The organism is Micromonospora avicenniae (genome assembly GCF_900156065.1).
Taxonomy (GTDB): Bacteria; Actinomycetota; Actinomycetes; order Mycobacteriales; family Micromonosporaceae; genus Micromonospora; species Micromonospora avicenniae.
Map to the genome: position 1 here is coordinate 68,664 of NZ_FTNF01000004.1, position 21,420 is coordinate 90,083.

At 71.3% G+C, this 21,420-nt stretch carries 22 protein-coding genes; 2 read left to right on the plus strand and 20 right to left on the minus strand.

Annotated features, from left to right (window positions below; all coding sequences use genetic code 11):
• Positions 1-10 precede the first annotated feature (10 nt).
• A complete protein-coding gene (locus BXA10_RS08320) occupies positions 11-802 on the minus strand; it encodes a maleylpyruvate isomerase family mycothiol-dependent enzyme (RefSeq protein ID WP_076469450.1) in 792 nt (263 codons plus the stop codon).
• A gap of 362 nt (positions 803-1,164) precedes the next feature.
• Here BXA10_RS08320 and BXA10_RS08325 point away from each other — a divergent pair, with 362 nt between their 5' ends.
• A complete protein-coding gene (locus tag BXA10_RS08325) occupies positions 1,165-2,733 on the plus strand; it encodes a coiled-coil domain-containing protein (RefSeq protein WP_076469452.1) in 1,569 nt (522 codons plus the stop codon).
• 104 nt (positions 2,734-2,837) lie between these two features.
• On the opposite strand, the gene BXA10_RS08330 is transcribed toward BXA10_RS08325, so the two are convergent.
• The 10 genes from BXA10_RS08330 to BXA10_RS08375 all read right to left on the minus strand — a co-directional run bounded on the left by BXA10_RS08330 (position 2,838) and on the right by BXA10_RS08375 (position 12,338).
• Positions 2,838-3,215, minus strand: a complete 378-nt coding sequence (locus tag BXA10_RS08330; protein ID WP_076469454.1) for a DUF2267 domain-containing protein — start codon at positions 3,213-3,215, stop codon at positions 2,838-2,840.
• Positions 3,216-3,319: 104 nt separating this feature from the next.
• Positions 3,320-4,024, minus strand: a complete 705-nt coding sequence (locus BXA10_RS08335; RefSeq protein ID WP_084752348.1) for a phosphatase PAP2 family protein — start codon at positions 4,022-4,024, stop codon at positions 3,320-3,322.
• 113 nt (positions 4,025-4,137) lie between these two features.
• Positions 4,138-4,581 (minus strand): VOC family protein, encoded by a 444-nt coding sequence (locus BXA10_RS08340; protein ID WP_076469457.1) that lies wholly within the window; start codon positions 4,579-4,581, stop codon positions 4,138-4,140.
• A gap of 58 nt (positions 4,582-4,639) precedes the next feature.
• Entirely contained in the window at positions 4,640-5,452 is an 813-nt protein-coding gene (locus BXA10_RS08345; protein ID WP_076469932.1) for an SAM-dependent methyltransferase, read from the minus strand.
• A gap of 215 nt (positions 5,453-5,667) precedes the next feature.
• Positions 5,668-6,705, minus strand: coding sequence for a zinc-dependent alcohol dehydrogenase family protein (locus BXA10_RS08350; RefSeq protein ID WP_076469459.1), 1,038 nt, complete (start codon positions 6,703-6,705; stop codon positions 5,668-5,670).
• Entirely contained in the window at positions 6,702-7,574 is an 873-nt protein-coding gene (locus BXA10_RS08355; RefSeq protein ID WP_076469461.1) for a carbohydrate ABC transporter permease, read from the minus strand. Before BXA10_RS08355 ends, BXA10_RS08350 begins: the two co-directional genes overlap by 4 nt.
• A complete protein-coding gene (locus tag BXA10_RS08360; RefSeq protein ID WP_076469462.1) occupies positions 7,571-8,506 on the minus strand; it encodes a carbohydrate ABC transporter permease in 936 nt (311 codons plus the stop codon). Before BXA10_RS08360 ends, BXA10_RS08355 begins: the two co-directional genes overlap by 4 nt.
• A 58-nt stretch (positions 8,507-8,564) precedes the next feature.
• Positions 8,565-9,905, minus strand: a complete 1,341-nt coding sequence (locus BXA10_RS08365; RefSeq protein ID WP_076469464.1) for an ABC transporter substrate-binding protein — start codon at positions 9,903-9,905, stop codon at positions 8,565-8,567.
• Positions 9,906-9,987: 82 nt separating this feature from the next.
• Positions 9,988-10,749 carry a DeoR/GlpR family DNA-binding transcription regulator gene (locus BXA10_RS08370; protein ID WP_076469466.1) on the minus strand — a complete coding sequence of 254 codons (762 nt, stop codon included), beginning with the start codon at positions 10,747-10,749 and terminating at the stop codon, positions 9,988-9,990.
• Positions 10,750-11,114: 365 nt separating this feature from the next.
• Positions 11,115-12,338: a multidrug effflux MFS transporter gene (locus BXA10_RS08375; protein WP_076469933.1), complete on the minus strand. Its 1,224-nt coding sequence runs from the start codon at positions 12,336-12,338 to the stop codon at positions 11,115-11,117.
• Positions 12,339-12,664: 326 nt separating this feature from the next.
• On the opposite strand from BXA10_RS08375, the gene BXA10_RS08380 reads away from it, so the two are divergent.
• Positions 12,665-12,874: a hypothetical protein gene (locus BXA10_RS08380; RefSeq protein ID WP_076469468.1), complete on the plus strand. Its 210-nt coding sequence runs from the start codon at positions 12,665-12,667 to the stop codon at positions 12,872-12,874.
• A 100-nt stretch (positions 12,875-12,974) separates the two neighbouring features.
• On the opposite strand, the gene BXA10_RS08385 is transcribed toward BXA10_RS08380, so the two are convergent.
• The 9 genes from BXA10_RS08385 to BXA10_RS08425 all read right to left on the minus strand — a co-directional run bounded on the left by BXA10_RS08385 (position 12,975) and on the right by BXA10_RS08425 (position 21,376).
• Positions 12,975-13,379, minus strand: coding sequence for an MmcQ/YjbR family DNA-binding protein (locus tag BXA10_RS08385; protein ID WP_245828172.1), 405 nt, complete (start codon positions 13,377-13,379; stop codon positions 12,975-12,977).
• 89 nt (positions 13,380-13,468) lie between these two features.
• The gene (locus tag BXA10_RS08390) at positions 13,469-14,971 is read right to left on the minus strand and encodes a hypothetical protein (RefSeq protein ID WP_139337921.1); all 1,503 of its coding nucleotides are present in this window, start codon (positions 14,969-14,971) and stop codon (positions 13,469-13,471) included.
• Between the two features lie 102 nt (positions 14,972-15,073).
• The gene (locus BXA10_RS08395; protein ID WP_076469472.1) at positions 15,074-15,619 is read right to left on the minus strand and encodes a gluconokinase; all 546 of its coding nucleotides are present in this window, start codon (positions 15,617-15,619) and stop codon (positions 15,074-15,076) included.
• A complete protein-coding gene (gene manD / locus BXA10_RS08400; RefSeq protein ID WP_076469474.1) occupies positions 15,609-16,838 on the minus strand; it encodes a D-mannonate dehydratase ManD in 1,230 nt (409 codons plus the stop codon). The genes BXA10_RS08395 and manD overlap by 11 nt, the downstream gene beginning before the upstream one ends.
• 31 nt (positions 16,839-16,869) lie before the next feature.
• Positions 16,870-17,820 carry a sugar kinase gene (locus BXA10_RS08405; protein WP_076469476.1) on the minus strand — a complete coding sequence of 317 codons (951 nt, stop codon included), beginning with the start codon at positions 17,818-17,820 and terminating at the stop codon, positions 16,870-16,872.
• Positions 17,817-18,452, minus strand: coding sequence for a bifunctional 4-hydroxy-2-oxoglutarate aldolase/2-dehydro-3-deoxy-phosphogluconate aldolase (locus BXA10_RS08410; RefSeq protein WP_245828173.1), 636 nt, complete (start codon positions 18,450-18,452; stop codon positions 17,817-17,819). Before BXA10_RS08410 ends, BXA10_RS08405 begins: the two co-directional genes overlap by 4 nt.
• 5 nt (positions 18,453-18,457) lie before the next feature.
• Positions 18,458-19,606: a galactonate dehydratase gene (dgoD, locus tag BXA10_RS08415; protein WP_076469480.1), complete on the minus strand. Its 1,149-nt coding sequence runs from the start codon at positions 19,604-19,606 to the stop codon at positions 18,458-18,460.
• A 7-nt stretch (positions 19,607-19,613) separates the two neighbouring features.
• The gene (locus BXA10_RS08420; protein ID WP_076469482.1) at positions 19,614-20,429 is read right to left on the minus strand and encodes a carbohydrate ABC transporter permease; all 816 of its coding nucleotides are present in this window, start codon (positions 20,427-20,429) and stop codon (positions 19,614-19,616) included.
• Positions 20,426-21,376, minus strand: coding sequence for a carbohydrate ABC transporter permease (locus BXA10_RS08425; protein ID WP_084752357.1), 951 nt, complete (start codon positions 21,374-21,376; stop codon positions 20,426-20,428). The genes BXA10_RS08420 and BXA10_RS08425 overlap by 4 nt, the downstream gene beginning before the upstream one ends.
• Positions 21,377-21,420 lie beyond the last annotated feature (44 nt).

Genomic DNA, 21,420 nt, shown 5'->3' on the forward strand with positions numbered 1-21,420 from the left:
GGACTCGGCGTCAGAAGCCGGGGAAGACGGCCCGCAGCTCGTCCATGCTCAGCGGACCGGTCAGCCGCACGTCCTCCGGCGTGTACTGCGGGCCGAGCCGGCCCACCGTGAGGCGCAGCCACGCCTCGGCCGGCGCCACCAGCTCGCCGTCCGGCTGCTCCGGCGCGTCGGTCAGCTCGACCCGCTCGCCCAGCCGCAGCCCGAACACCCGGGACGGGTCGTCCAGCCGCACCGTGAGGGTCACCTGCCGTCCGCCGAGCACGTCCGGCCGGCTCGCCCAGGCGAGCATCATCCCCACGTTGTCGAGCAGCAGCGGCACCGCGTCCGCCGACACCGTCGCGGACGGGTCGAACCCGACCTCGACGTCCCACCGGTGCAGGGCGAACTCGCTGAGCCGCATCCGGGCCGCGGTCGCGACCTCCACGGGCTCGGGAAGGAAGCCCAGGTCGATCCGGAGCTCCGCCCGAGCCGCCGGGTCCAACGACTCGTACTCCTCGACGAGCCGCGTGTTGGCCTCGACGAACCCGGCGGCCTGCTCGTCCGGGGACATGGCGTCCCAACGTGCCCACACCGACTTGTTGAAGTCGCCGTCCGGCACCGCGCCGCCGGACGTCGCGGCGCGTACCGCCGCCAGGTTGATCTCCGCGCCGCTGCCGAGGTGACTGAGCACCTGCGACACCTGCCAGTCGCTGGCACCGGAGGGCCGGACCAGGTCCTCCTGGCTCAGCTTCCCGACGAACGCGACGAGCGCGTCGTGCCCACTACGCAGGGCCGATATCGTCTGGTCCGCGATCGAAGACATGTCTCTCCTGTTCATTGCTCGGTGCCACCGCGCCCCGCGACGTACGGAGCCGGCCGGTGATCGGCACCGCTGACCATCATGCCGCGCCCCGTCGGTGCCCCGCGCCGTGCTGCGGACCTTCCCATGCTTTACTCTCGACGCCTTCGATCCGGACGCGCCCGCAGGCGCCGAGGGAGGCACCGTTGGTGGCCCGCCGGCAACCGACCGTCCGCGGCTCGCGCTGAAGGCGACGGACGTCCACGCGCGACGGGCGCGCCCCCGCGGGAGGAGCGCCGGGTCGGTGATGGTCTCCGTCGGCACGGCGGTAGCGTTGCGCGACCCCATGCCCCGTGGGGACGGCAGGATCGTACGGAGGATGTCGGATGTCCAACGGCGAAGAGCCGTTCACGGTACGCGACCACCGCGTCTCGCGGCCCGCCTTCGAGCTGACGCTGCGCGGCTACGAGAAACGGCAGGTCGACCGGTACATCGAGCAACTCGACGCCCAGATCACGGCGCTGACCACCGACCGCGATCGGGTGACCGGTCAGGTCCGGGAGCTGACCGCCCAGATGCAGCAGCTGCACACGGAGCTGACCGAGCTGCGGCACCGCCCCACCCAGCCCGACCGCGCGTCGTTCCGCGATCTGGGCCCGATGGTCGACCAGATCCTGGCCCTGGCCGAGAAGCAGGCGGGGGCGATCGCCGACGCCGCCGCGCAGCGCGCCGGGGAGTTGCAGGCCGAGGCGGAGCGGACGCTGGTCGACGCACGCGAGCGGGCCACCCGGACGCTGCAGGAGCTGGAGGAGGAGCTCTCCGCGCGCCGCACCGAGCAGGAGAAGGCGTACGAGGAGCGCCGCACGGCGGTCGAGACCGAGATCGCCGAGATCCGTGAGGCGGCGGAGAAACTGCGCGCCGACGGTGAGGCCGCACACGAGCGGGCCCGCCAGGAGGCGAAGCGGATCAGTGAGCAGAGCGCCCAGCAGGTCGAGCAGGCTCGGGCCGCCTCCGAGGCGCTGACCCGCGCGGCCCGTACGCAGATCCAGCAGGAGCTGCAGGCCGCCCGGAACAAGAGCCAGCAGGAGCTGGCCCAGTGGCAGGCCAACATCGAACGGGACGTCAACGAGCGGCGGGCCGCCGCCGAGCAGGAGATCGCCGAGCAACGGGCGACCGCCGAGCGGGAGATCGAGAACCAGCGCAACGCCGCCGAGCAGACCATCGGCTCGCTCATCGCCGAGGCGCAGCAGTACGCGACGGAGGTGCGGCAGCGGGCGGACGAGCAGGCCACCGCCCACCACGAGCAGCTCACCGAGTTGCAGCGGGAGATCGCGCTACGCCAGCAGGCGCTGGCCCAGGTGGAGTCCGAACTGGGCACGGCCCAGCGCGACCTGGCCGGGTCGCAGCAGGAGCAGGCGGCGGCGGAGCACGAGCTGGGCACGGCGCAGCGGCGGCTGGAGGAGGTCCGCCAGCAACTCGCCGCCGAGGCGTCGCGCCTCGACGAGGCACGCCGGGCCGCCGATCTGGCCGAACGGCACGCCAAGGACGTCCGCGCCCGGGTGCAGCGCGAGGCGAAGCGGGTCGCCGACCTCGCTGCGGCGGCGGTGATGGCGGCCGCGGCCGGCGGTGCGGAGACGGCCGAGTATCCGACGGTGGCCGCGCGCGAGTCGGGCCGGCGGCGGGCGAACGGCGGGCCCGCGCACGCGGAGGTGGAGCCGTCGACCGCGTCGGGCGAGGAAGCGCAGGTGCGGCCCGCCGCCGAGCAGGGCGCGCCCGCCGAGGCGCAACGCCCGGCCGACCAGACCGCCCAGCCGCAGGCGCACCCCTCGGCCGAACAGACCGCGCCCGCCGAGGCGCACGCTCCGGCCGTACCGGCCGGGCACCCGATGCCGGAACAGCCGGGCGAGCAGCGACTCCCGGCAGCCGGCAACGTGATCGTCCCCGAGCGGGCGTAGGGCCTACCGGGCCGTGGGTGGGTCGGCGCGGGCGCGCCGAAAGGGTACGGCCCGTCGACCCACCCACGCCTGGGGACCGCTGGGGCGCGCTCGCTCCCCCGCCGTCAGGCCGTGCCGAAGAGCGCGGCGTAGCCCGACGGCAGCTGGGTGATCAGGTCGTTCAGCTCACCGTCGGTGATCGCGTCCGCCACCGTCGACAGCACGGCGCCCGCGTCCCACTCGGCCGTCCGGCTGGTCGCCCCGGTGCCGGCGGCGATGCGCTGCAGGAACTCCTGGACCGACAGTTGCAGCGTGGGCTCGTGCGCCTCCTCCATGATCTCGGCGACGCCGTGCGGCAGCTGGGCGGCGAGGTCGTGCGCCTCGTCGGGGGTCAGGCGGGCGGCGAGCACGACGAGTACGGCCCGGATGGCCTCCTCCGCCTCGGCGGCGCTGGCGTACTCACCGCGCTGACGTACCGTGGCCACGAACTCGTGGTACTTCACGACGTCCTCCTTCGCCGGTCGCCGACAGTCCCGCGCCCCGAGTCTGGCACAGCGGACGCGGACGCAAGCGCCATTCGCCATCCGCCCGCCGCTCGGGTGCCCGGTCAGCGGGCGCGGTCCAGCCACCGGGGAAGCGGCATCGTCCGCCACGGCACCCGCTGGAGCGCCCGCACGATCAGCAGGCCCAGCAGGTAGCCGCCGATGCTGTCGGTCAGCCAGTGGTAGCCGAGGTAGGTGGTGCCGATGAAGACGAGCACGCCCGGCACCCACATCAGCAACCGACGGACCAGCACCGGCAGGTACGGGGCGAGCAGCATGGCGAGCACGCCGAAGTAGACGATGCCGTTGCTGACGTGCCCGGAGGGGTAGTACTCCTCCCACCCGTCGCTGAACATCTCCACCGAGCCGTGGTGCGGGGCGCCCCGCGAGGTCCACCGTTTCAAGCCCACGATCAGCAGGGTGCTGATGATCGGTGCGAGCCCGGCCGGGATGATCGGACGTACCGACCGGTGTCGCCAGGCCAGCCAGAACGACACCAGCACTGTCACGGCGGTGAGCGCGCCGCCCTGGCCGATCCGGTCGAACACGTACATCATCGTGGAGACCGGCGGGGGCCGGTGCTGGTCGCACCAGTCGCGTACGACGATGTCCACCCGCAGCAGCGGCCGCCACCAGACCAGGGCCGCGGTGAGCGCGGCCAAGGCGGCGAGCAGCAGTCCGTCGAGCCACCAGCCGCCGGGGACCGGCGCGAGCACGGGCACACCGAGCGGCCGGGGTGGGCGGCGGCGCGAGGATCTACCCGTTGGCATGGCCCTCTCCGCTCCACCTCCGGGCATATCCGGCTGACAGTGCGAAAATAGCGCGAGCGCCACCGGCTGCGGCCGGTACCCGACGGATTGCCCCCGGACGCGTCCCGCGTCGGCTACGCGCCGCCGGCCGCCTCGGCCAGAATCCCGGTGCCCTGGCCGAGCTCGATCAGGTACCCGTCCGGGTCCCGCAGGTAACAGCGGATCTCGACGCCGTGGTCCTTCGGCTCGGTCAGGAACTCCCCGCCCCGGGAGCGCCACTGCTCGTACACCGCCCGGACGTCGGTGACCCGGACGTTCATCGCGCTGCTCAACACGTCCGGGTCCGCCGGGGCCTCGGCCCGTACCGTCGGTTTGTCGTCGGTCGGGCCACCCTCGTCGTTGATCACGATGTAGCTGTTGTGGAACCGCAGGATGGCCGGTTGCCGCTCGCGCACCACCGTCGCGCCCAGGACCCGCCGGTAGAACTCCCGCGAGCGCTCCACGTTCCGCACGATCAGCAGGTGGGTGAGCACCACCCCGTTCTCCGGCCGGAAATAGTCCGGCGCCTCGATCGCCATCCGCGCCTCCCGGAGCTCGTCCGGCAGCGCGGGTACCCGTCGACGACGCCGGCACACCTCACGGCTTGCGCGCGAGCCCGGCCCAGTAGTACGCGGCGTGCGGGTCGGCGGGCTGCCCGTCCTCCGGCCGCCACGCCATGACCGGTGCGATGCCCGGCTCGACCAGCTCCCAACCACCGAAGAGGCGCTCCACCTCGTCGCGGGTACGCGGCACCAGCGTCATACCGCCCTGGGAGGCCGCGGCAACGGCGGCGTTCATCTCGGCCGGGTTGAAGTCCCCGGTCGGGTGGGTGATCGCCAGGTAGCTGCCCGACGGCACGGCGTCCATCAGCGCACGCAGCTTGCCGGCCGGGTCGTCGCTGTCGCGCAGCAGCATCAGCACCGCGATGAGGGTGAGCGCCACGGGCCGGTCCAGGTCCAGGGTCTCGGTGAGCCGGGCGTCCGAGAGGATCTTCTCCGGCTCGCGCAGGTCGGCGTGGATGTACTCGCTGCGCCCCTCCGGCCTGCTGACCATCAGCGCCCGGGCGTGCGCCAGCACGATGGGGTCGTTGTCGACGTAGACGACTCGGGTCTCCGGCGCCACCGCCTGGGCCACCTCGTGCAGGTTGGGACGGGTGGGGATCCCGGTGCCGATGTCGACGAACTGCCGGATGCCGGCCTCGCCCACCAGGTAGCGGGCCACCCGGTGGACGAACCGCCGATTCTCCTTGGCCATGGTGCGCAGCGTCGGGATCGCCTCGATGAGGGCCGCGCCCATCGCCCGGTCGGCGGCGAAGTTGTCCTTCCCGCCCAGCCACCAGTCGTACACCCGCGCCGAGTGCGGGACGCTGGCATCCACTCCGGATGGCGGGGTCCGGTCGAGCCCAACGATGGCCTCGCTGTGCGACACGATCGTCTCCGTTCCTTCGATCGGCCGATATCGACGAGCGCAGCCTAGAGGATCCGTCGCGATCCGGCCGCCCGCGGGCGCGGCGGGACGGGCCCGCGGGCGGCCCGCCGCCCGGTGACGACGGCGGCGGGCCGGGGCAGCGCAGGTGGATCAGGCGCCTGGTGACGAGCGCGGCAGCCTGGAACAGCACGGGTGGATCAGGCGCTGCCGACCTGCGCCGGGGTGGGCTCACCGATCGGCTCGCCGGCGCCGACGATCTCGATCTTCCGCCCGACGCCGGCGCGGAACTGGTCGATCGCGTCGGCGTAGCTGCCCAGCGGGAACCGGTGGCTGATGAAGACGCCGGGGTCGAGGATTCCGGCGGCGAACAGTTCACCGGCCCGTTCGAAGCTGTGCAGCACCGCCATCGACCCGGTCACCGTGATCTCCTGGTTGTAGATCCGGTACGGCTCGATCGTCGCCCGCGTGCGGTACTCGGAGACTCCGAACTGGAGGAACGTGCCGGCGGGCGCGACCCGGCCGAGGCCGTCGTCGATGGCCGCCTGCACGCCGGTGCAGTCGATGACGACGTCCCAGCCGCGCGGCCGGGTCAGCTCGTCGGCGTTCGACGCCGACGCCGAGCAGCCCAGCCGGACGGCGGTGGCCAGCCGGGCCGGGTTCGGATCCACCACGCTGACGCTCGCGGCGCCGCAGCGCTTGGCGAGCTCCAGCATCATCAGCCCCATCGTCCCGGCCCCGTAGATCAGGTAGTGGTCGCCCAGCCGCCGGGGCAGGACGTCGAACCCACGGACCGCACAGGACAGCGGCTCGATCAGTGCGGCGTCCACCGGCGCCACCCCTTCGGGCAGCGGGAAGCAGTTCTTCACCGGAGCCACCGCGAACTCGGCGGCCCCGCCGGAGACGGTGACTCCGATGGCCGCCCAGCGCTCGCAGAGGTTGCCCCGGGCCCGGCGGCACTGGTAGCACTCGCCACAGTGCAGCGAAGGGTCGACCGCCACGGCGTCGCCGACCCGTACCTCGGTGACGTCGCGTCCCGTCGCGACGACCGTGCCGGCAAATTCGTGTCCGGGAACTATCGGGTACGCGGGAGCGAACTCGCCGTCGAGGATGTGCAGGTCGGTGCCGCAGATGCCGCAGCCGGCCACCTGCACCACGACGTCACGGGGTCCGGGTGTCGGGTCGGGTACCGACTCGATCGAGATCTGACCCGGCGTGACGATGACCGCTGCTTTCACTTGACCGCTCCCATCGAGAGTCCACGGACGAGCTGCTTCTGGGCGATCCAGCCGGCGAGCACGACCGGCAGCGACACCAGCGTCGCCGCCGCGCAGAGCCGCCCCAGGAACAGCCCTTCGGAGGTGATGAAGCCGACCAGGAAGATCGGTGACGTGCCGGCCCGAGTGGCGGTCAGGTTCACCGCGAAGAAGAACTCGTTCCAGCTGAAGATGAAGCAGATCAGCGCGGTCGCGGCGAGCCCCGGCGCGACGATCGGCAACAGGATCCGGCGGATGGTCAGCAGCACGCTCGCGCCGTCCACCGCGGCCGCCTCGATCAGCGCCGGCGGGACCTCCAGCAGGAACGACCGCATCATCCAGACCGCGAGTGGCAGGTTCATCGCGGTGTAGAGGACGATCATGCTCCAGACGTTGTCGAGCAGGCCGAACTCCTTGACCAGCAGGTAGATGGGGAGCAGCGCGGCCACCGCCGGGAGCATCTTGGTGCTGATGAAGAAGAACAGCACGTCGCGCCACTTCGCCACCGGCCGGATCGACAGCGCGTACGCCGCCGGGGTCGCCAGCAGGAGCACCAGCAGCGTCGAGAGCAGGCTGGCCATCAGCGAGTTGAGCAGGTACGGGGTGATGTCCCGGTCGAAGACCTGCCGGTAGCCGTCGAGTACCGGGGTGAAAACCCAGGTCGGCGGATTGCTGGCGGCGTCCACCTCCCGCTTGAACCCGGTGAGCACCATCCAGAGCACCGGAAGGAAGAACAGCAGCCCGACCAGCCAGGCGAGGACGGTCCAGGCGGCTGCGGCCGGGGCGGCTGCCCGCCGGACCCGGCGGCCGGTGGACGTGGCGGCGGTCGGACCGGGGCGTACGGCGGTCATCGGGCGTCCTCCATCCGGAACAGGCTGGAGATGACCCGCAGCGCGAAGGTGGCGACGACGATCGTGCCGATCACCACCACGACGCCGGCGGCGGCCGCCTCGCCGTACTCGAACTTGCGGAACGTGGTCAGGTAGATCTCGTACGGCAGGTTGGTGGTGGCGGTGCCCGGGCCGCCCTGCGTGATGGTGAAGACCGCGTCGAAGGTCTGCACCAGGTAGATCGAGCCGAGCAGGGCGCCGAGTTCCAGGTACGGGCGCAGGTGGGGCAGCGTGATCCGGGTGAAGATCTGCCAGCCTCCGGCACCGTCGACCCGGGCCGCTTCGAGGATCTCCGTCGACTGGCTCTGCAGCCCGGCGAGGATGATCAGCATCATGAACGGGGTCCACTGCCAGACCAGGGTGGCGACGACGGAGAGCATCGGGTACTGCGAGACCCAGTCGGTGCTGCCGCCGAGCACGCCGTTGATCAGGCCGTACGCGGGGTTGTAGATGGCGTGCTTCCAGAGCAGGGCCGCGGCCATCGGCATCACCAGGAACGGTGTGATGAGCAGGGTCCGGACGATCCCCCGGCCGGGGAACCTCCGGTCGAGCAGGATCGCGATCCCGAGCCCGAGCAGCACCGACGCGACGACCGCTCCGGCGGTGAGCACCACCGTGTTGGTCAGGGCCGCCCGCAGCCGGGAGTCGGTGAGCACCTCGGCGTAGTTGGCGAGCCCGATGAAGCTGCGCTCACCGGGACGCAACGCGTTCCAGTCGAGTGTGGACAGGTAGAGGGTGACCAGGAACGGGACCTGGGTCACGACGATCGCGAAGATCAGGGCGGGCAGCAGCGGCGCGCGGCGGCTCCACCTGTCGGCGGCGCGCCGTCCGGCCGGCGCCACGACCGGGGCACGGGGCGTCAGGCCCGGGCCGGTGGCAACTGTCTGTGTCATCGGTTCACCTCGGGTCGGGCTGGGAGCGGCCGCGGCGGCGGCCGCTCCCAGCCGGTGGCTACCGGTTCTTACTGGCGACTTCCTCGGCCAGCTTCTGGCCGTCGGCGAGCGCCTTCTCCACCGTGGTGCCGCCCGCGATCGCCGCGGAGACCTCCTGCGACACCTTGGTGCCCAGGTCGGCGAACTCGGGTATGCCGACGAACTGCACCCCGAGCGCGGGTCGCGGCTGCACGCCGGGGTTCTTCGGGTCGGCCTCCTGGATCGACTTCAGCGTCAGATCTGCGAACGCCGCGGCGGACTCCCGGTACTCGGGGATGGCGTAGGTGGACTGCCGCTTGCCGGCCGGGACCCGGGACCAACCGAGCGACGAGCCGATCATCCGCTCGTACTCCTTGCCGGTGGCCCAGGAGATGAACTTCCAGGCGGCGTCGGCGTGCTTGGTGGTCTTGGGCATCGCCAGCGCCCACGCCCACAGCCAGCCGGACGACTTCGTCTTGTTGACCGGTGCGTACGCGTAGCCGACCTTTCCGGCCACGGTGCTGGCCGAGGCGTCCTCGAGGGTGCCGGCGGCCGACGTGGCGTCGTACCACATCGCCGCCTTGCCCTGACCGAAGGTGTTCAGGCACTCGGTGAAGCCGGCCTGCGGCGCCCCGGGTTCACCGTGCTCACGGACCAGGTCCACGTAGAACTTCGTGGCCTCGAGGAACTCGGGCGCGTTGACCTTCGGCGTCCAGTCCTTCTCGAACCAGGTGCCACCGAAGGTGTTCACGACGGTGGTGAGCGGGGCGAACAGCTCCCCCCAACCGGGCAGCCCGCGCAGGCAGATGCCGGAGACGCCGGCCTTCTCGTCGTCCAACTGCGCCGCGAACTGCGCCACCTGCTGCCAGGTCGGTCGCTCCGGCATGGTCAGGCCCTTGGCGGCGAAGAGCTCCTTGTTGTACATGAGGAACGACGACTCTCCGTAGAACGGCGCGGCGTAGAGCTTGCCGTCCTCACCGGAGAGCGACGTGACCATCGGCTGGAGCAGGTCGGCCCGGTCGTAGCCGGCGTCGGCGTCGGCGTACGAGCTCAGCTCGTGCAGCCAGCCGTTCTTCGACCAGATCGGGGCCTCGTACGCGCCGATCGTCGCCACGTCGTACTGGCCGCCCTGGGTGGCCACGTCCTGGGTGACCTTGTCGCGCAGCTCGTTCTCCGGCAGGATCGTGAACCGGACCTCGATGCCGGTCTCCTTGGTGAAGTTGTCGGCGGTGACCTTGGCGAGATCCTCCATCTGCGGGTTGCCCACCATGAGCACGGTGATGCTCTTGCCGTCGCCGTCGTCGGAGGACCCGCCGCCGGCCCCGGAGCAGCCCGTGGCGGTGAGGACGGCCACTACGGCCAGGGCCAGTGCCTGTCGCAAGCGGCGCGGAGACCATCTTCTGGGCACAGCGAACCTCCAGGATCCGTATCGGTGGTGGTGAGGGGTGTGGCCGGGCCGGTGGTCAGACGCGCTGAACCACCGGGCCGAGCAGCGAGTAGCGGTGTGCTTCGGACGCCGGCAGGCCGACGTCCGTGACGACGGCGTCGACGTCGGCGACGTCCGCGAAGCGGCAGAAGCTGCTGGCACCGAACTTGGTGTGTACGCCGGCGAAGACGACGCGCCGGGACACGCTGATCACTTGCGCCTTCACTGCGGCGACGGCCGGGTCGGGGGTGGTGAGGCCGTGCTCCCGGGAGATTCCGTTCGCGCCGACGAAGGCCAGGTCGATCACGAAACCGGCGAGCATGTCGACCGCCCAGTGATCGACGGTCGCCCGGGTCCGGCCCCGGACCCGGCCGCCCAGCAGCAGGACCGTGGTGGCGGGTGAAGCGGCGAGGATCGCCGCGGTGTCCAGCGAGGCGGTGACCACGGTGAGCGCCCGCTCGGCCGGCAGCGCCTCCGCGATCAGCCGGGGTGTGTATCCCTCGTCGATGAAGACCGACTCGGCGTCGCCGAGCAGTTGCGCCGCCGCTGTGGCGATTCGGCGCTTCTCCGTCACCAGCCGGGTGGTTCGCGTGTCGAGGGTCGTCTCGAACCGGGCGGTCTCCACCGGATAGGCGCCGCCGTGGGTACGCCGCACCAGCCCCTGCTGCTCCAGCCGGTGCAGGTCCCGCCGGACCGTCTCCGGCGACACGGCCAGGTCGGCGGCGAGTTTCTGCACGTCGACGGCACCCTGGTCCCGGGCGAGAGCGAGAATGCGCTGCCGGCGTTCCATCGAGTTCATCGCTCACCTCCCGCCCATCGGTTGCTAATTTTTAACACCGTGACGCGGAGGTGACGCCTATCGGAGCGGGCAAATTCCGGAGGATTCCTGCCCGTTTGAGGCGAGCGGTCGTGCGCACCAACACCAACAACCCAGTCGATGGCCGGCAAATGGTGCGCCCGTTTGGGCAGGATGGATGCCCGAATGATGCCCATCCTCGTTCCGAGGGCACGAACGGGCACCTCGGCCCGATAGCAGCCGAGTGCATCGGCGGGCGCGACGACGGCGCGGAGGGCGACCGGGCGCACCACGGAACGCGACGGCCGGCGAGGCTTTCGCCCCGCCGGCCGCTCGAATCGAAATGTGCTCGGCAGAAAGCCGTACGGTCAGTGCGCCACCACGGTTACCGCTGACGCCGCGACGTCGCCGAGCCGCGCCGGGCGCACGACCACGAACAGCACACCTACCGCGGCGATCATGCCGCCGGCCACCACCACGGCCATCGCCACGACCCCCGTGCCGAGCATGCCGACCAGCGGCGCGGCCAACGCGCCGACGCCGAACTGCACCGCACCGAGCATCGCCGCGGCCGTGCCGGCGGCCTCACCGTGCCGGGACAGGGCGAGCGCGGGCGCGTTCGGCATGGCCAGGCCCGCCGCGAACAGGACCACCCACAGCGACGCCAGCACGGTCGGCAGGCCGCCGACGCCGGTCACGGCGAAGGTCGTCAGCACGAGGCCGGCCACGGTGCCCAGCCCCAGTGCGGCGATCAGGATCCGCTGCGGCGAGTACCGGCTGAGCAGCCGGACGTTCAGCTGGGTGGCCGCGATCAGGCCGATGGCACCCGCGCCGAACGCGATTCCGAACTGCTGCTCGTCGAGCCCGTACTGCTCCTGGAAGACGAACGACGACCCGGACACGTACGCGAACAGCGCCGCCATGGCCAGGCCGGTGACCAGGATCAGGCCGACGAACACGCGGTCACGCAGCAGGGAACCGTAGACCCGGGCCGTCGCGCCGACACCGCCGCGACGGCGCAGCGCGGGCGGCAGGGTCTCCGGGAGGCCGAACGTCGCCACCGTGATCAGGATGATGCCGAACCCCGCGAGGGCGATGAACACACCCCGCCAGTCCGACCAGCGCAGCAGCCCGCTGCCCAGGGTCGGGGCGAGCACCGGCGCCACGCCGACGACCAGCATGAGCCGGGAGAAGAGCCGGGCGAAGGCGGCACCGTCGAACAGGTCGCGGACCACGGCCATCGCCACCACCGACGCGGCCGCCACGCCCAGCCCCTGCAGCACCCGCAGCACGCCGACCACGGCGATGCTCGGCGCGAGAACGCACAGCACCGACGCCACGATGTGCAGGGCGACACCGGCGAGCAGCGGCACCCGCCGGCCGACCGCGTCGGAGAGCGGGCCGATCAGCAGCTGGCCGACGGCGAGCCCCGCGAGCGTCCCGGTCAGGGTCAACTGCACTGCCGCGGACGTGGTGTGCAGGTCAGCGGCGATCTCTGGGAGCGCCGGCAGGTACATGTCGATGGTGAGCGGCCCGATCGCGGTCAGCGAACCGAGCACCAGGACCAGTCGCAGCCGGCGCGCGGTGCTCATCAGGTCGCCGGAGGCCTTGACGGCGGGAACTTCGGTGGGGGCCGGCGTCATGCCTGCGCCCCCATGGGTCTCTGGCGGACGTGTGCGGGTCTACGTGCAGCAATCACACCTGCCAGCAAACCGTCGGCGGCTGATCTCATTCCCGGACGGACCGAAGGTGCCCCACCTCACACGTCAGGGCTATGATCACGCCATGACTGCCGGGTCGGCCACGCGCCGTGCACAGAACGGACACCCGGCTGCCGGTTGATCACCGTGCGGGCCAGAGGCCCGCCCCTGTCACGAGACGGCGTCCCCGCCACTCGTGACGGAAGGGAGGTGAGCACATGAGTTGGCAGGAGTTCCTCGCCCGGCACCAGGTCGGTGACGTCATCGAGGGCGTCGTGACCCAGCAGGCGCCGTTCGGCTCGTTCGTCGAGTCCGAGGGTTGCACCGGTCTCGCGTACCAGCAGACCTGGCCGGTCGGCGCCCGCGTGAGCGTCCGGATCCTCGAGATCGACCCGGCGAACCAGCGGTTCAGCCTGGCCGCGGCGTAAGCACGCGCTGGCCCGGGGCAGCTCATCGCTGACCCGGGCCGGCCCCGGCCGGGTACGGGCGACGCCGACCCGCCGGCCGGGCCGGCCGACGCGGCCCGGGTCAGCGGCCGAGGCGTTGCCACGACAGGAACTTCGGCACACACATCCGCCACGCCTCGGTCACCAGTTCGGTCATGTAGGGATGGTCGAGCCGCTCGGCGTGACAGCAGATCCAGTTGAAGCGCAGGTCGCTGGGGCGGGGCAGGAAGAAGACGTCCGGCTCGGCCGCGATCAGCGCTTCGCGTTCCTCTCTGGGGAAGCCGAAACCCATCGACGCCTCGTCGCGGCTGAACGCGACGTAGACGATCGCTCCGACCCGGAACTTCACCCGGTCACGGACCAGGTGCTCGCTGCTGCGGGGCAACGTGCGGGCGAGGGCCCGGACGTCGGCGACGGTCACCACGCCGGCACGGTAGCGGTCGCCACCGACGGTTTCGCCCACGCCCAGCCCGGGTCTGGTCGTCATCACCAGGGGAACGCCGTCGAGGACGAGCGCCGCGCACGCCGGAGGACTTCTGGCGCTCCATCGACGGATCGTGACCGTGGGTGGCGGGGTCAGTCGAGCGTGGGTTTCGGGGTACCGCAGATCTTGGTGCCCGGCGGCGTGATCTCCTCCTTGCTCCATATCTTGTACGGCGGTGGCCCGAGCTTTCTCTCGCCCGCGATGGGTTTCACCTTGATCAGGTTCAGGAACTTGTTGACGAGATCGACCACCGGCTGGAGGATGCTGTACCCGATGCCGTAGCTCGCCCACACTCCGAGCCCGACGCCCCGGCACTCCACGAAGTGCGAGCCGAGGGTGCCCACCGCGCCCAGGGCGGACCCGAGCGTGGTGCCGTACGCGGTGCGGACCTCGAAGAAGACGCCGGCCTTGAAGACGAAGGCGTTGAACCCGACGTCGAACTTGACCCGATGCTCGATGAGCAGCCCCATGACGCCGACGGGGACTCCGGTGAGCGAGTCGATGAGGCTGCTCTTGCGCTGCACGTTCGTGCTCACGCGGGGGCCGAACGCGTTGTTGGCGTAGCCGTAGCCGAGCGATCCCGCGAGGGAGAACTCACCCGAGCCCTTGATGGTCCCGGCCTTGGCGCCGAACGCCGTCGTGACCTTCAACGTCTGGCTGATGGTGAACATGAGCGGCACGCCCACGACGGTGCCGATCGGGAAGGCCGCCTCGACGGGGATCGGCAGGACCGCCTTGATGTTCTCCCCGCCCTGGATTCCGGCCTCGAAGGCGACCCGGATGCCGAATCCGCCGGTGACCTCCAGCTCGGCCCGGGTCACCCGGCCACCGCGGATGTTGAGGTGGAAGTTCGCGTCCGGCGACTTGAAGGTGAGCGCAGCTCGCCCGCTCAGCTTCAGGCCGTCGCGGTCGTAGTGGAAGCTGACCTCCGCGCCGTCGTTGAAGCTCACTCCGTTTGAGAAGTTGGCGGCGACGGTCCGGGCCTCCCGCTCGCGCGTCGGCGGGGGCTGCACGGGCCGTCCGGGCGCCGAAACCGCGGGCGCCGCGCGTAGCGGCACGCTCCGGCCGAACCGGCCGGTCGGCGACGGTGTCGCGGTGGCCGTCTCGTCGGTGTTCGCCCAGAACGGTTCCCCGGCCTGGTACAGGACAGGGTCGGTGAGCCGCAGCCCCTTCTTGACGAAGGTGCCGTCCCGGATCACCTCGGTCAGCGTCACGGGTCCCAGCGTGACGAGCAGATCACCGCCGTCCCGCTCCAGATGCAGCACTCGGCCGACACTGCGGCCGGTCACGAACATGACCTTGCCGACGGCCACCTCGTCGGCGCGTTCGGCTCTGCCGTCGATGCGCCAGGTCAGCCCGTCCGCGGTGACCGACCTGATCGACCGGCCACCCCCACCGACGATGACCACGTCGGGCTGGAACGTGACGTCCGGGTTCGGGACCGGCGCCAGCCCGTAGCGCAGCGCCGCTTCGCTGAACGGGTCCTCGTTGCCCGGGCCGGTCGGCGAGCCCCCCTTGCACGCAGCGGCCGCCAGCAGCATCACGACGACGAGGACGATCGAACCAAGCTTCCGCACGCCGGATCGTCGGGTCATGCGACGACGCTACGGCGACGGCGGTGCCGAGGAATCGGGAGTTTCCCTATGTTCTGCCCGCCGCGCACCCAGGGTGCACGGCGGGCAGGCCGGACGGGCGGGCTACCGCTCCCCCACCGGGCTCACCGTGGGCAGGTCGAGGCCGTCGACCGCCGCCGCCACGAGCTGCTCCGGGCTGAGCGAGACGTCGAGCACGAGCACCGGCTCGTCCGGCTCGGCCGGCTCGAGGGTGGCCAGCTGCGACTCGAGCAGGCTGGCCGGCATGAAGTGCCCGGTGCGGCGGGCCATCCGGTCCCGGATGACCTCCGCCGGCCCGTCCAGGTGCACGAAGTCCACGGTGGGTGGGCCCTGGCGCAGCACGTCCCGGTAGGACCGCCGCAGTGCCGAGCAGGCCAGCACAGTCGAGCGACCCTCCGCCGCCCGCGCGGCCATCCAGCCGGCGAGTTCACGCAGCCAGGGCAGGCGAGCGGCGTCGTCCAGGGGTACGCCGGCCCGCATCCGCGCCACGTTCTCCGCCGGGTGGAACTCGTCGGCCTCGGCGAAGAGCAGACCGGTCGCCTCGCTGATCCCCCGGGCCACGGTGGTCTTGCCTGCGCCGGAGACACCCATGACCACGACGTGCCGGGTGGGCCGCCGCTCACCAGTCATGGACGGTCCCGTCCTTGAGCCGGTTGAACGGCAGGTACGCGGGCACGTACGGGAACTTCGCGGCGGCCGCCTCGTCGAGTTCGACGCCGAGCCCCGGCTGCTCCCCCGGGTGCAGGTAGCCGTCGGTGAATGTGAAGGACTGCCGGAACACCTCGTCGGTGAGTGGCCCGTGCCGCATGTACTCCTGGATGCCGAAGTTGTGGATCGCCAGGTCCAGGTGCAGGGCGGCGGCCATCCCCACCGGGGAGATGTCGGTGGGGCCGTGGATGCCGCTCTTGATCTGGTACTGGGCCGCGTAGTCGAGCAGTTTGCGCATGGCGGTGATGCCGCCGGTGTGGGTGACCGCCGAGCGGACGTAGTCGATCAGCTGTTCGCGGATGAGCGTCTGGTAGTCCCACACGGTGTTGAAGACCTCGCCGATGGCGAGCGGCGTGGTGGTGTGCCGGCGGACCAGCCGCAACGCCTCCTGGTTCTCCGCCGGCGTGCAGTCCTCCAGCCAGAACAGGTCGTACGGTTCGAGCGCCTTGCCGAGCTTCGCGGCCTGGATCGGCGTCATCCGGTGGTGCCCGTCGTGCAGCAGCGGCAGCTCCGGGCCGAACTCGTTGCGTACCGCCTCGAAGACGCCGGGGAGGTGGCGCAGGTACGCGCGGGTGTCCCAGTCCTCCTCGGCGGGCAACGGGGTGCGCTGCGCCGGCTCGTAGTCGTACCGCTTGCCGTCCACGCTGGGCTGGGTGGCCACCCCGTAGACGGCGTTGATGCCGGGCACCGAGGTCTGCACGCGGATCGACTTGAACCCCTCGTCCAGGTGGCGGCGGATCGAGTCGAACAGCTCCGGCAGGTCCCGCCCGGAGGCGTGGCCGTACGCCATGATGCCGGTACGGGAGGCCCCGCCCAGCAACTGGTAGAGCGGCATGCCGGCGGCCTTGGCCTTGATGTCCCACAGGGCCACGTCCACGGCGGCGATGGCCGCCATGGTGACCGGCCCGCGCCGCCAGTAGGCGGAGCGGTACAGGAACTGCCAGGTGTCCTCGATGCGGTGCGGGTCACGTCCGATCAGCAGCGGGACGACGTGGTCGCGCAGGTACGACGCCACGCTCAGCTCCCGGCCGTTGAGGGTGCCGTCGCCGAGGCCGGTCAACCCCTCGTCAGTTGTGATCTTGAGAGTGACGAAGTTCCGGTCGGGGCTGGTGACGATGACATCGGCTGCAACGATCTTCACGAGGGGTGCCTTTCTTCCGGTGGTACGACGGTCAGCGCAGGACGCTGCCTGCCTCGTGGCCGTCGAGGAGGGCGAGTTCGGCACGGCGCGGGAGGCCTTCGCAGTCGCCCCGGGTGGAGACCGCGAAGGCGCCCAGGGTGGCCGCGCGACGCAGCCGACCGGTCAGATCCAAGCCGTCGAACCAACCGGAGAGGTAACCGGCGGTGAAGGCGTCCCCGGCGCCCACCGTGTCGACGGCGGTCACGCTCACCACACCGACCTCCTCGACACCGTCGACCGTGTACGCCCGGGCCCCGTCGGCGCCGAGCTTGACCAGTACGGTCTCCACGCCGCGCCGCAGCAGCTCCGCCGCCACGGCGGGCTCGTCGGCCCCCGGGTCGCCGACGAGGTCCAGTTCGTCCGCGGAGGCGATGATCGTCGAGGCGTGCGCTGCCAGCGGCGTGAGCACCTCCCGTGCGGCCTCGCGGGACCAGAGCCGGGCGCGGTAGTTCACGTCGAGGCAGATCGGGATCCCCGCCGCGTCGGCCGTCTCGGCCGCCCAGCAGGTCACCTCCCGTGCGGTGTCGGAGAGGGCCGGGGTGATCCCGGTCAGGTGCAGCATCCGCGCCCCGGCGGCGAGCGGGGCCCGCAGGTCGTCGACGCGCAGCGCCGAGCCGGCCGATCCGGCGCGGTAGTACTGCACCCGGGTCAGGTCGGCGGAGCGCTGCTCCAGGAACATCAGACCGGTCTGCCGCTCGGCGTCCCGGGAAACCCCGTCGACGCCGACGCCCTCAGCGCGCAGCTGCCGCAGGACGTACTCGCCGAACTCGTCGGTGCTCACCCGACCCACCCAGGCGGCCCGGTGACCCAACCGGGCCACCCCGATGGCCACGTTGGACTCGGCGCCGGCCAGGTGCATGCTGAGCGGCGTGCCGGTGGCCAGCGGACCGGCGGACCGCATCGACACCATGGCCTCGCCGAAGGTGAGCAGGTCGGGGGTCATGCGCGTGCTCCCTTGACGGCGGTGAGGTAGGTGCGGGCCCGCTCGCGCAGCGCGACCAGGTCGCCGCCGGACGCGGCGTCGCCGACCAGCGGTCCGCCGACGCCGACCGCGATGGCGCCGGCCGCCAGGTAGCCGGGCACGTCGTCGAGGCCGACCCCGCCGACCGCGACGAACGGGATGTCCGGGAAGGGGTCGCGCACCGCCTTGAGGTACGCCGGGCCGCCCACCGAGGCCGGGAAGAGCTTGACCGCCGACGCGCCCATCCGCATGGCCGTGTACGCCTCGGTCGGTGTGAAGGCCCCGGCGGCGACCGGGATGTCGCGGCGGCCGGCCTCGGCGATCGACTCGACCACGGCCGGTGTGACGACGAACTGCGCCCCGGCGGCGGCCACGTCGGCCACGTCGGCGGCGGTGAGCACGGTGCCCGCACCGACCAGGGTCCCGGCGGGCGCGACCGCGCGCAGGGCGGCGATGGCCCGGGCGGCGTCCGGCGTCGTGAGAGCGACCTCGACGACCCGTACGCCCTCCTCCAGCAGGGCGCTGCCGGCGGCGATCGCGCCGGAGCTCGACGTGCCGCGGATGACCGCGAGGATGCGGGCCGCAGCGAGTTCGGCAGTGAGGTTGAGCGTCATGTGATTCACCATTCCGCGTAGGAGCCGTCGAGGTGCCGCCAGGTCGGGCTGCGCCAGGCGTGCCCGCTCTTGTCGGCGGTACGCACCGCGTGTTCGTCGATCTCGATGCCGAGGCCGGGCGCCCGCAGCCGCTCGACGTACCCGTCGACGAACGTCAGCGGGGTCTTGTCGACGCAGTAGTCGAGCACGTCGGCGCCGAGGTTGTAGTGGATGCCGATGCTCTGCTCCTGGATCAGGTAGTTGGTCGTGGCGAAGCCGACCTGCAGGCACGCGGCGAGCGCGATCGGACCGAGTGGGCAGTGCGGCGCGAGCTGCACGTCGTACACCTCGGCCAGCGCCGCGATCTTGCGAACCTCGGTGATGCCGCCCGCGTGCGAGAGGTCCGGCTGCGCGACCGCGATGCCGGCCTGGAGCACCGGCAGGAACTCCTGCCGGTTGTAGAGCCGCTCCCCCGTCGAGACGGGCGTGCTGGTGGAGCGGACGAACTCGCCGATCAGGTGCGAGTTCTCCGGAACCACCGGCTCCTCGAGGAAGAACGGCCGGTACGGCTCGAGCAGCGGCGCGACCCGGCGGGCGTTGGCGAGGGTGAACCGGCCGTGGAAGTCGACAGCGACGTCCCGCTCCTCGCCGAGCACCTCCCGTGCGGCGGCGACCCGCCGCACCACACCGTCGAGTTCGGCGACCGAGGCGATCGAACTCATCCGTCCGGACGCGTTCATCTTCACCGCCGTAAGACCCGCGGCGACGGCCGCGGCGATCTGGTCGCGCACCTCCGCGGGCTCGTCACCGCCGACCCAGCCGTACACCCGGATCCGGTCGCGGACGGGACCGCCGAGCAGTTGGTGCACGGGCGCTGCGAAGTGCTTGCCGGCGATGTCCCACAGCGCCTGGTCGAGGCCGGCGACGGCACTGGCCAGGATCGGGCCGCCCCGGTAGAAGGACGCCTTGGTCAGCACCTGCCAGTGGTCCTCGATCCGCAGCGCGTCGCGGCCGATCAGCAGCTCGCTGAGCTGCTCGACGGCGGTGCGGACGGTCTCCGACCGGCCCTCGCAGGTCGCCTCGCCCCAGCCCACGACGCCGGAGTCGGTCTCCACCCGGACGAAGAGCCAGCGCGGCGCGACGAGGAAGGTCTCCACCCGTGCGATCGTCGTCATGACGTGCTCAACCCTTCGTGGCGCCGGCGGTCAGGCCGGAGACGACGTACTTCTGCACGAACAGCGCGATCACCATGATCGGCAGGGTGACGACGGTGGCCGCCGCCATCAGGCCACCCCAGTCGATGCTGGCGTACCCGACGAAGTCGAAGATCGCCACCGGGAGAGTCTTCGTGTCGGCGCCGGAGAGCACGAGGGCGAACATGAAGTTGTTCCAGGAGAAGATGAACGAGAGGATGCCCGCGGTGGCGATGCCCGGCACCGAGAGCGGCATGGTGATCCGCCGGAACGCGCCGATGTGGGTCAGCCCGTCGACGAGGGCCGCCTCTTCCAGTTCGGTCGGCAGCCCGTCGAAGTAGCCCATCATGATGTAGACGATCAGCGGCAGCGACACGAACATGTGGCTCAGGATCAGCACGGTGAACCCGCCGACCATCCGCAGGTTCGAGAAGACGTAGTACCAGGGCACCAGGAGCGAGACGCCCGGGATCACCCGGGCCATGAGCACCACCAGCGCCGAGCGGCGCATGTTGAACCGGCTCATCGAGTACGCCGCGGGCACACCGAGGATCAGCGACAGCACGGTCGCGGCGAATGCGACCCAGAGGCTGTTGCCGATGAACTGGACGTAGTTGGCCCGCTGCAGGACGTTGGCGTAGTTGTCCAGGGTGGGCGAGAAGGCGAACGCCTTGCCGGTGTCGTAGATGTCGACGTTGGTCTTCAGCGACGCCGTGATCATCCAGAGCAGCGGCGCCAGCAGACCGATCACCACGACGGCGAGGGCCACCGTCCGGAAGATGCGGAACGACCGGCTCGGTCTCATCGCTGCAGCCCCTTCTTGCGGTAGGTCAGCGCCCACATCACCCCGATGATGATCAGGAAGAAGATGATGAGGACGGTCGACGAGACGCCGTAGTCGTTGTAGTCGAAGCTGAGCCCGTAGGCGTACACGTTCAGGGTCTCCACCTCGTGGAAGGAGCCGCCGCCGCGGCCCTTCGTCGCGTAGAGGATGTCGAAGGTCTTCAGCGCGTCGATGCCGCGCAGCAGGATCGCCACGACCACGGTCGGCATGAGCAGCGGAAGGGTGACGTGCCGGAACCGCTGCCAGGTGCTGGCGCCGTCGATCAGCGCCGCTTCCTGAGGCTCGTCGGAGAGCGAGGTGAGCCCGGCAAGCAGGATCAGCACGACCATCGGGGTCCACTGCCAGACGTCGATGAACATCGTCGTCGGCAACGCCGAGTGCTGGCCGGAGAGCCAGGGCTGGGGGCCGATGCCGACCCAACTGAGCACCTGGTTGGCCATTCCGATGTTGGGGTCGAAGATCAGGCGCCACATCATGCCGACGGCCACCGGCGTGGCCACCAGCGGCAGCAGGATCGCCACGCGTACCCACCGCTCGCCGCGGAACGGGCGCCACAGCAGCAGGGCGATCGCCATGCCGAGGACGATCTCGAAGAGCAGCACCACGCCGGTGAAGGCGACGGTACGCCAGACCGCCGGCCAGAAGCGGTCGGTGTCGGCGAGCACGTCGAGGTAGTTCTGGAAGCCGATAAACTCACTCTCGGCGCGTACCGAGCCCTCGGCGTCGGTCAGGCTGAGGTACCCGGTCCAGGCCACCGGGAAGACGATCAGCACGGCGACGAACGCCATCGCGGGTGCCGCGAAGAGCCACTTGCGGTGTGCGTTGGCCCAGCGCGACCAGGCCGACCCGTCCGGAAGCGCCGGGCGGGCCTCGGGTGATCTGGTGTCGGGGGTGGTGACGGTGGACATCGGGGTCTCCGGTTCGCAGGGGCCGTGACCGGTACGGTGGCGGA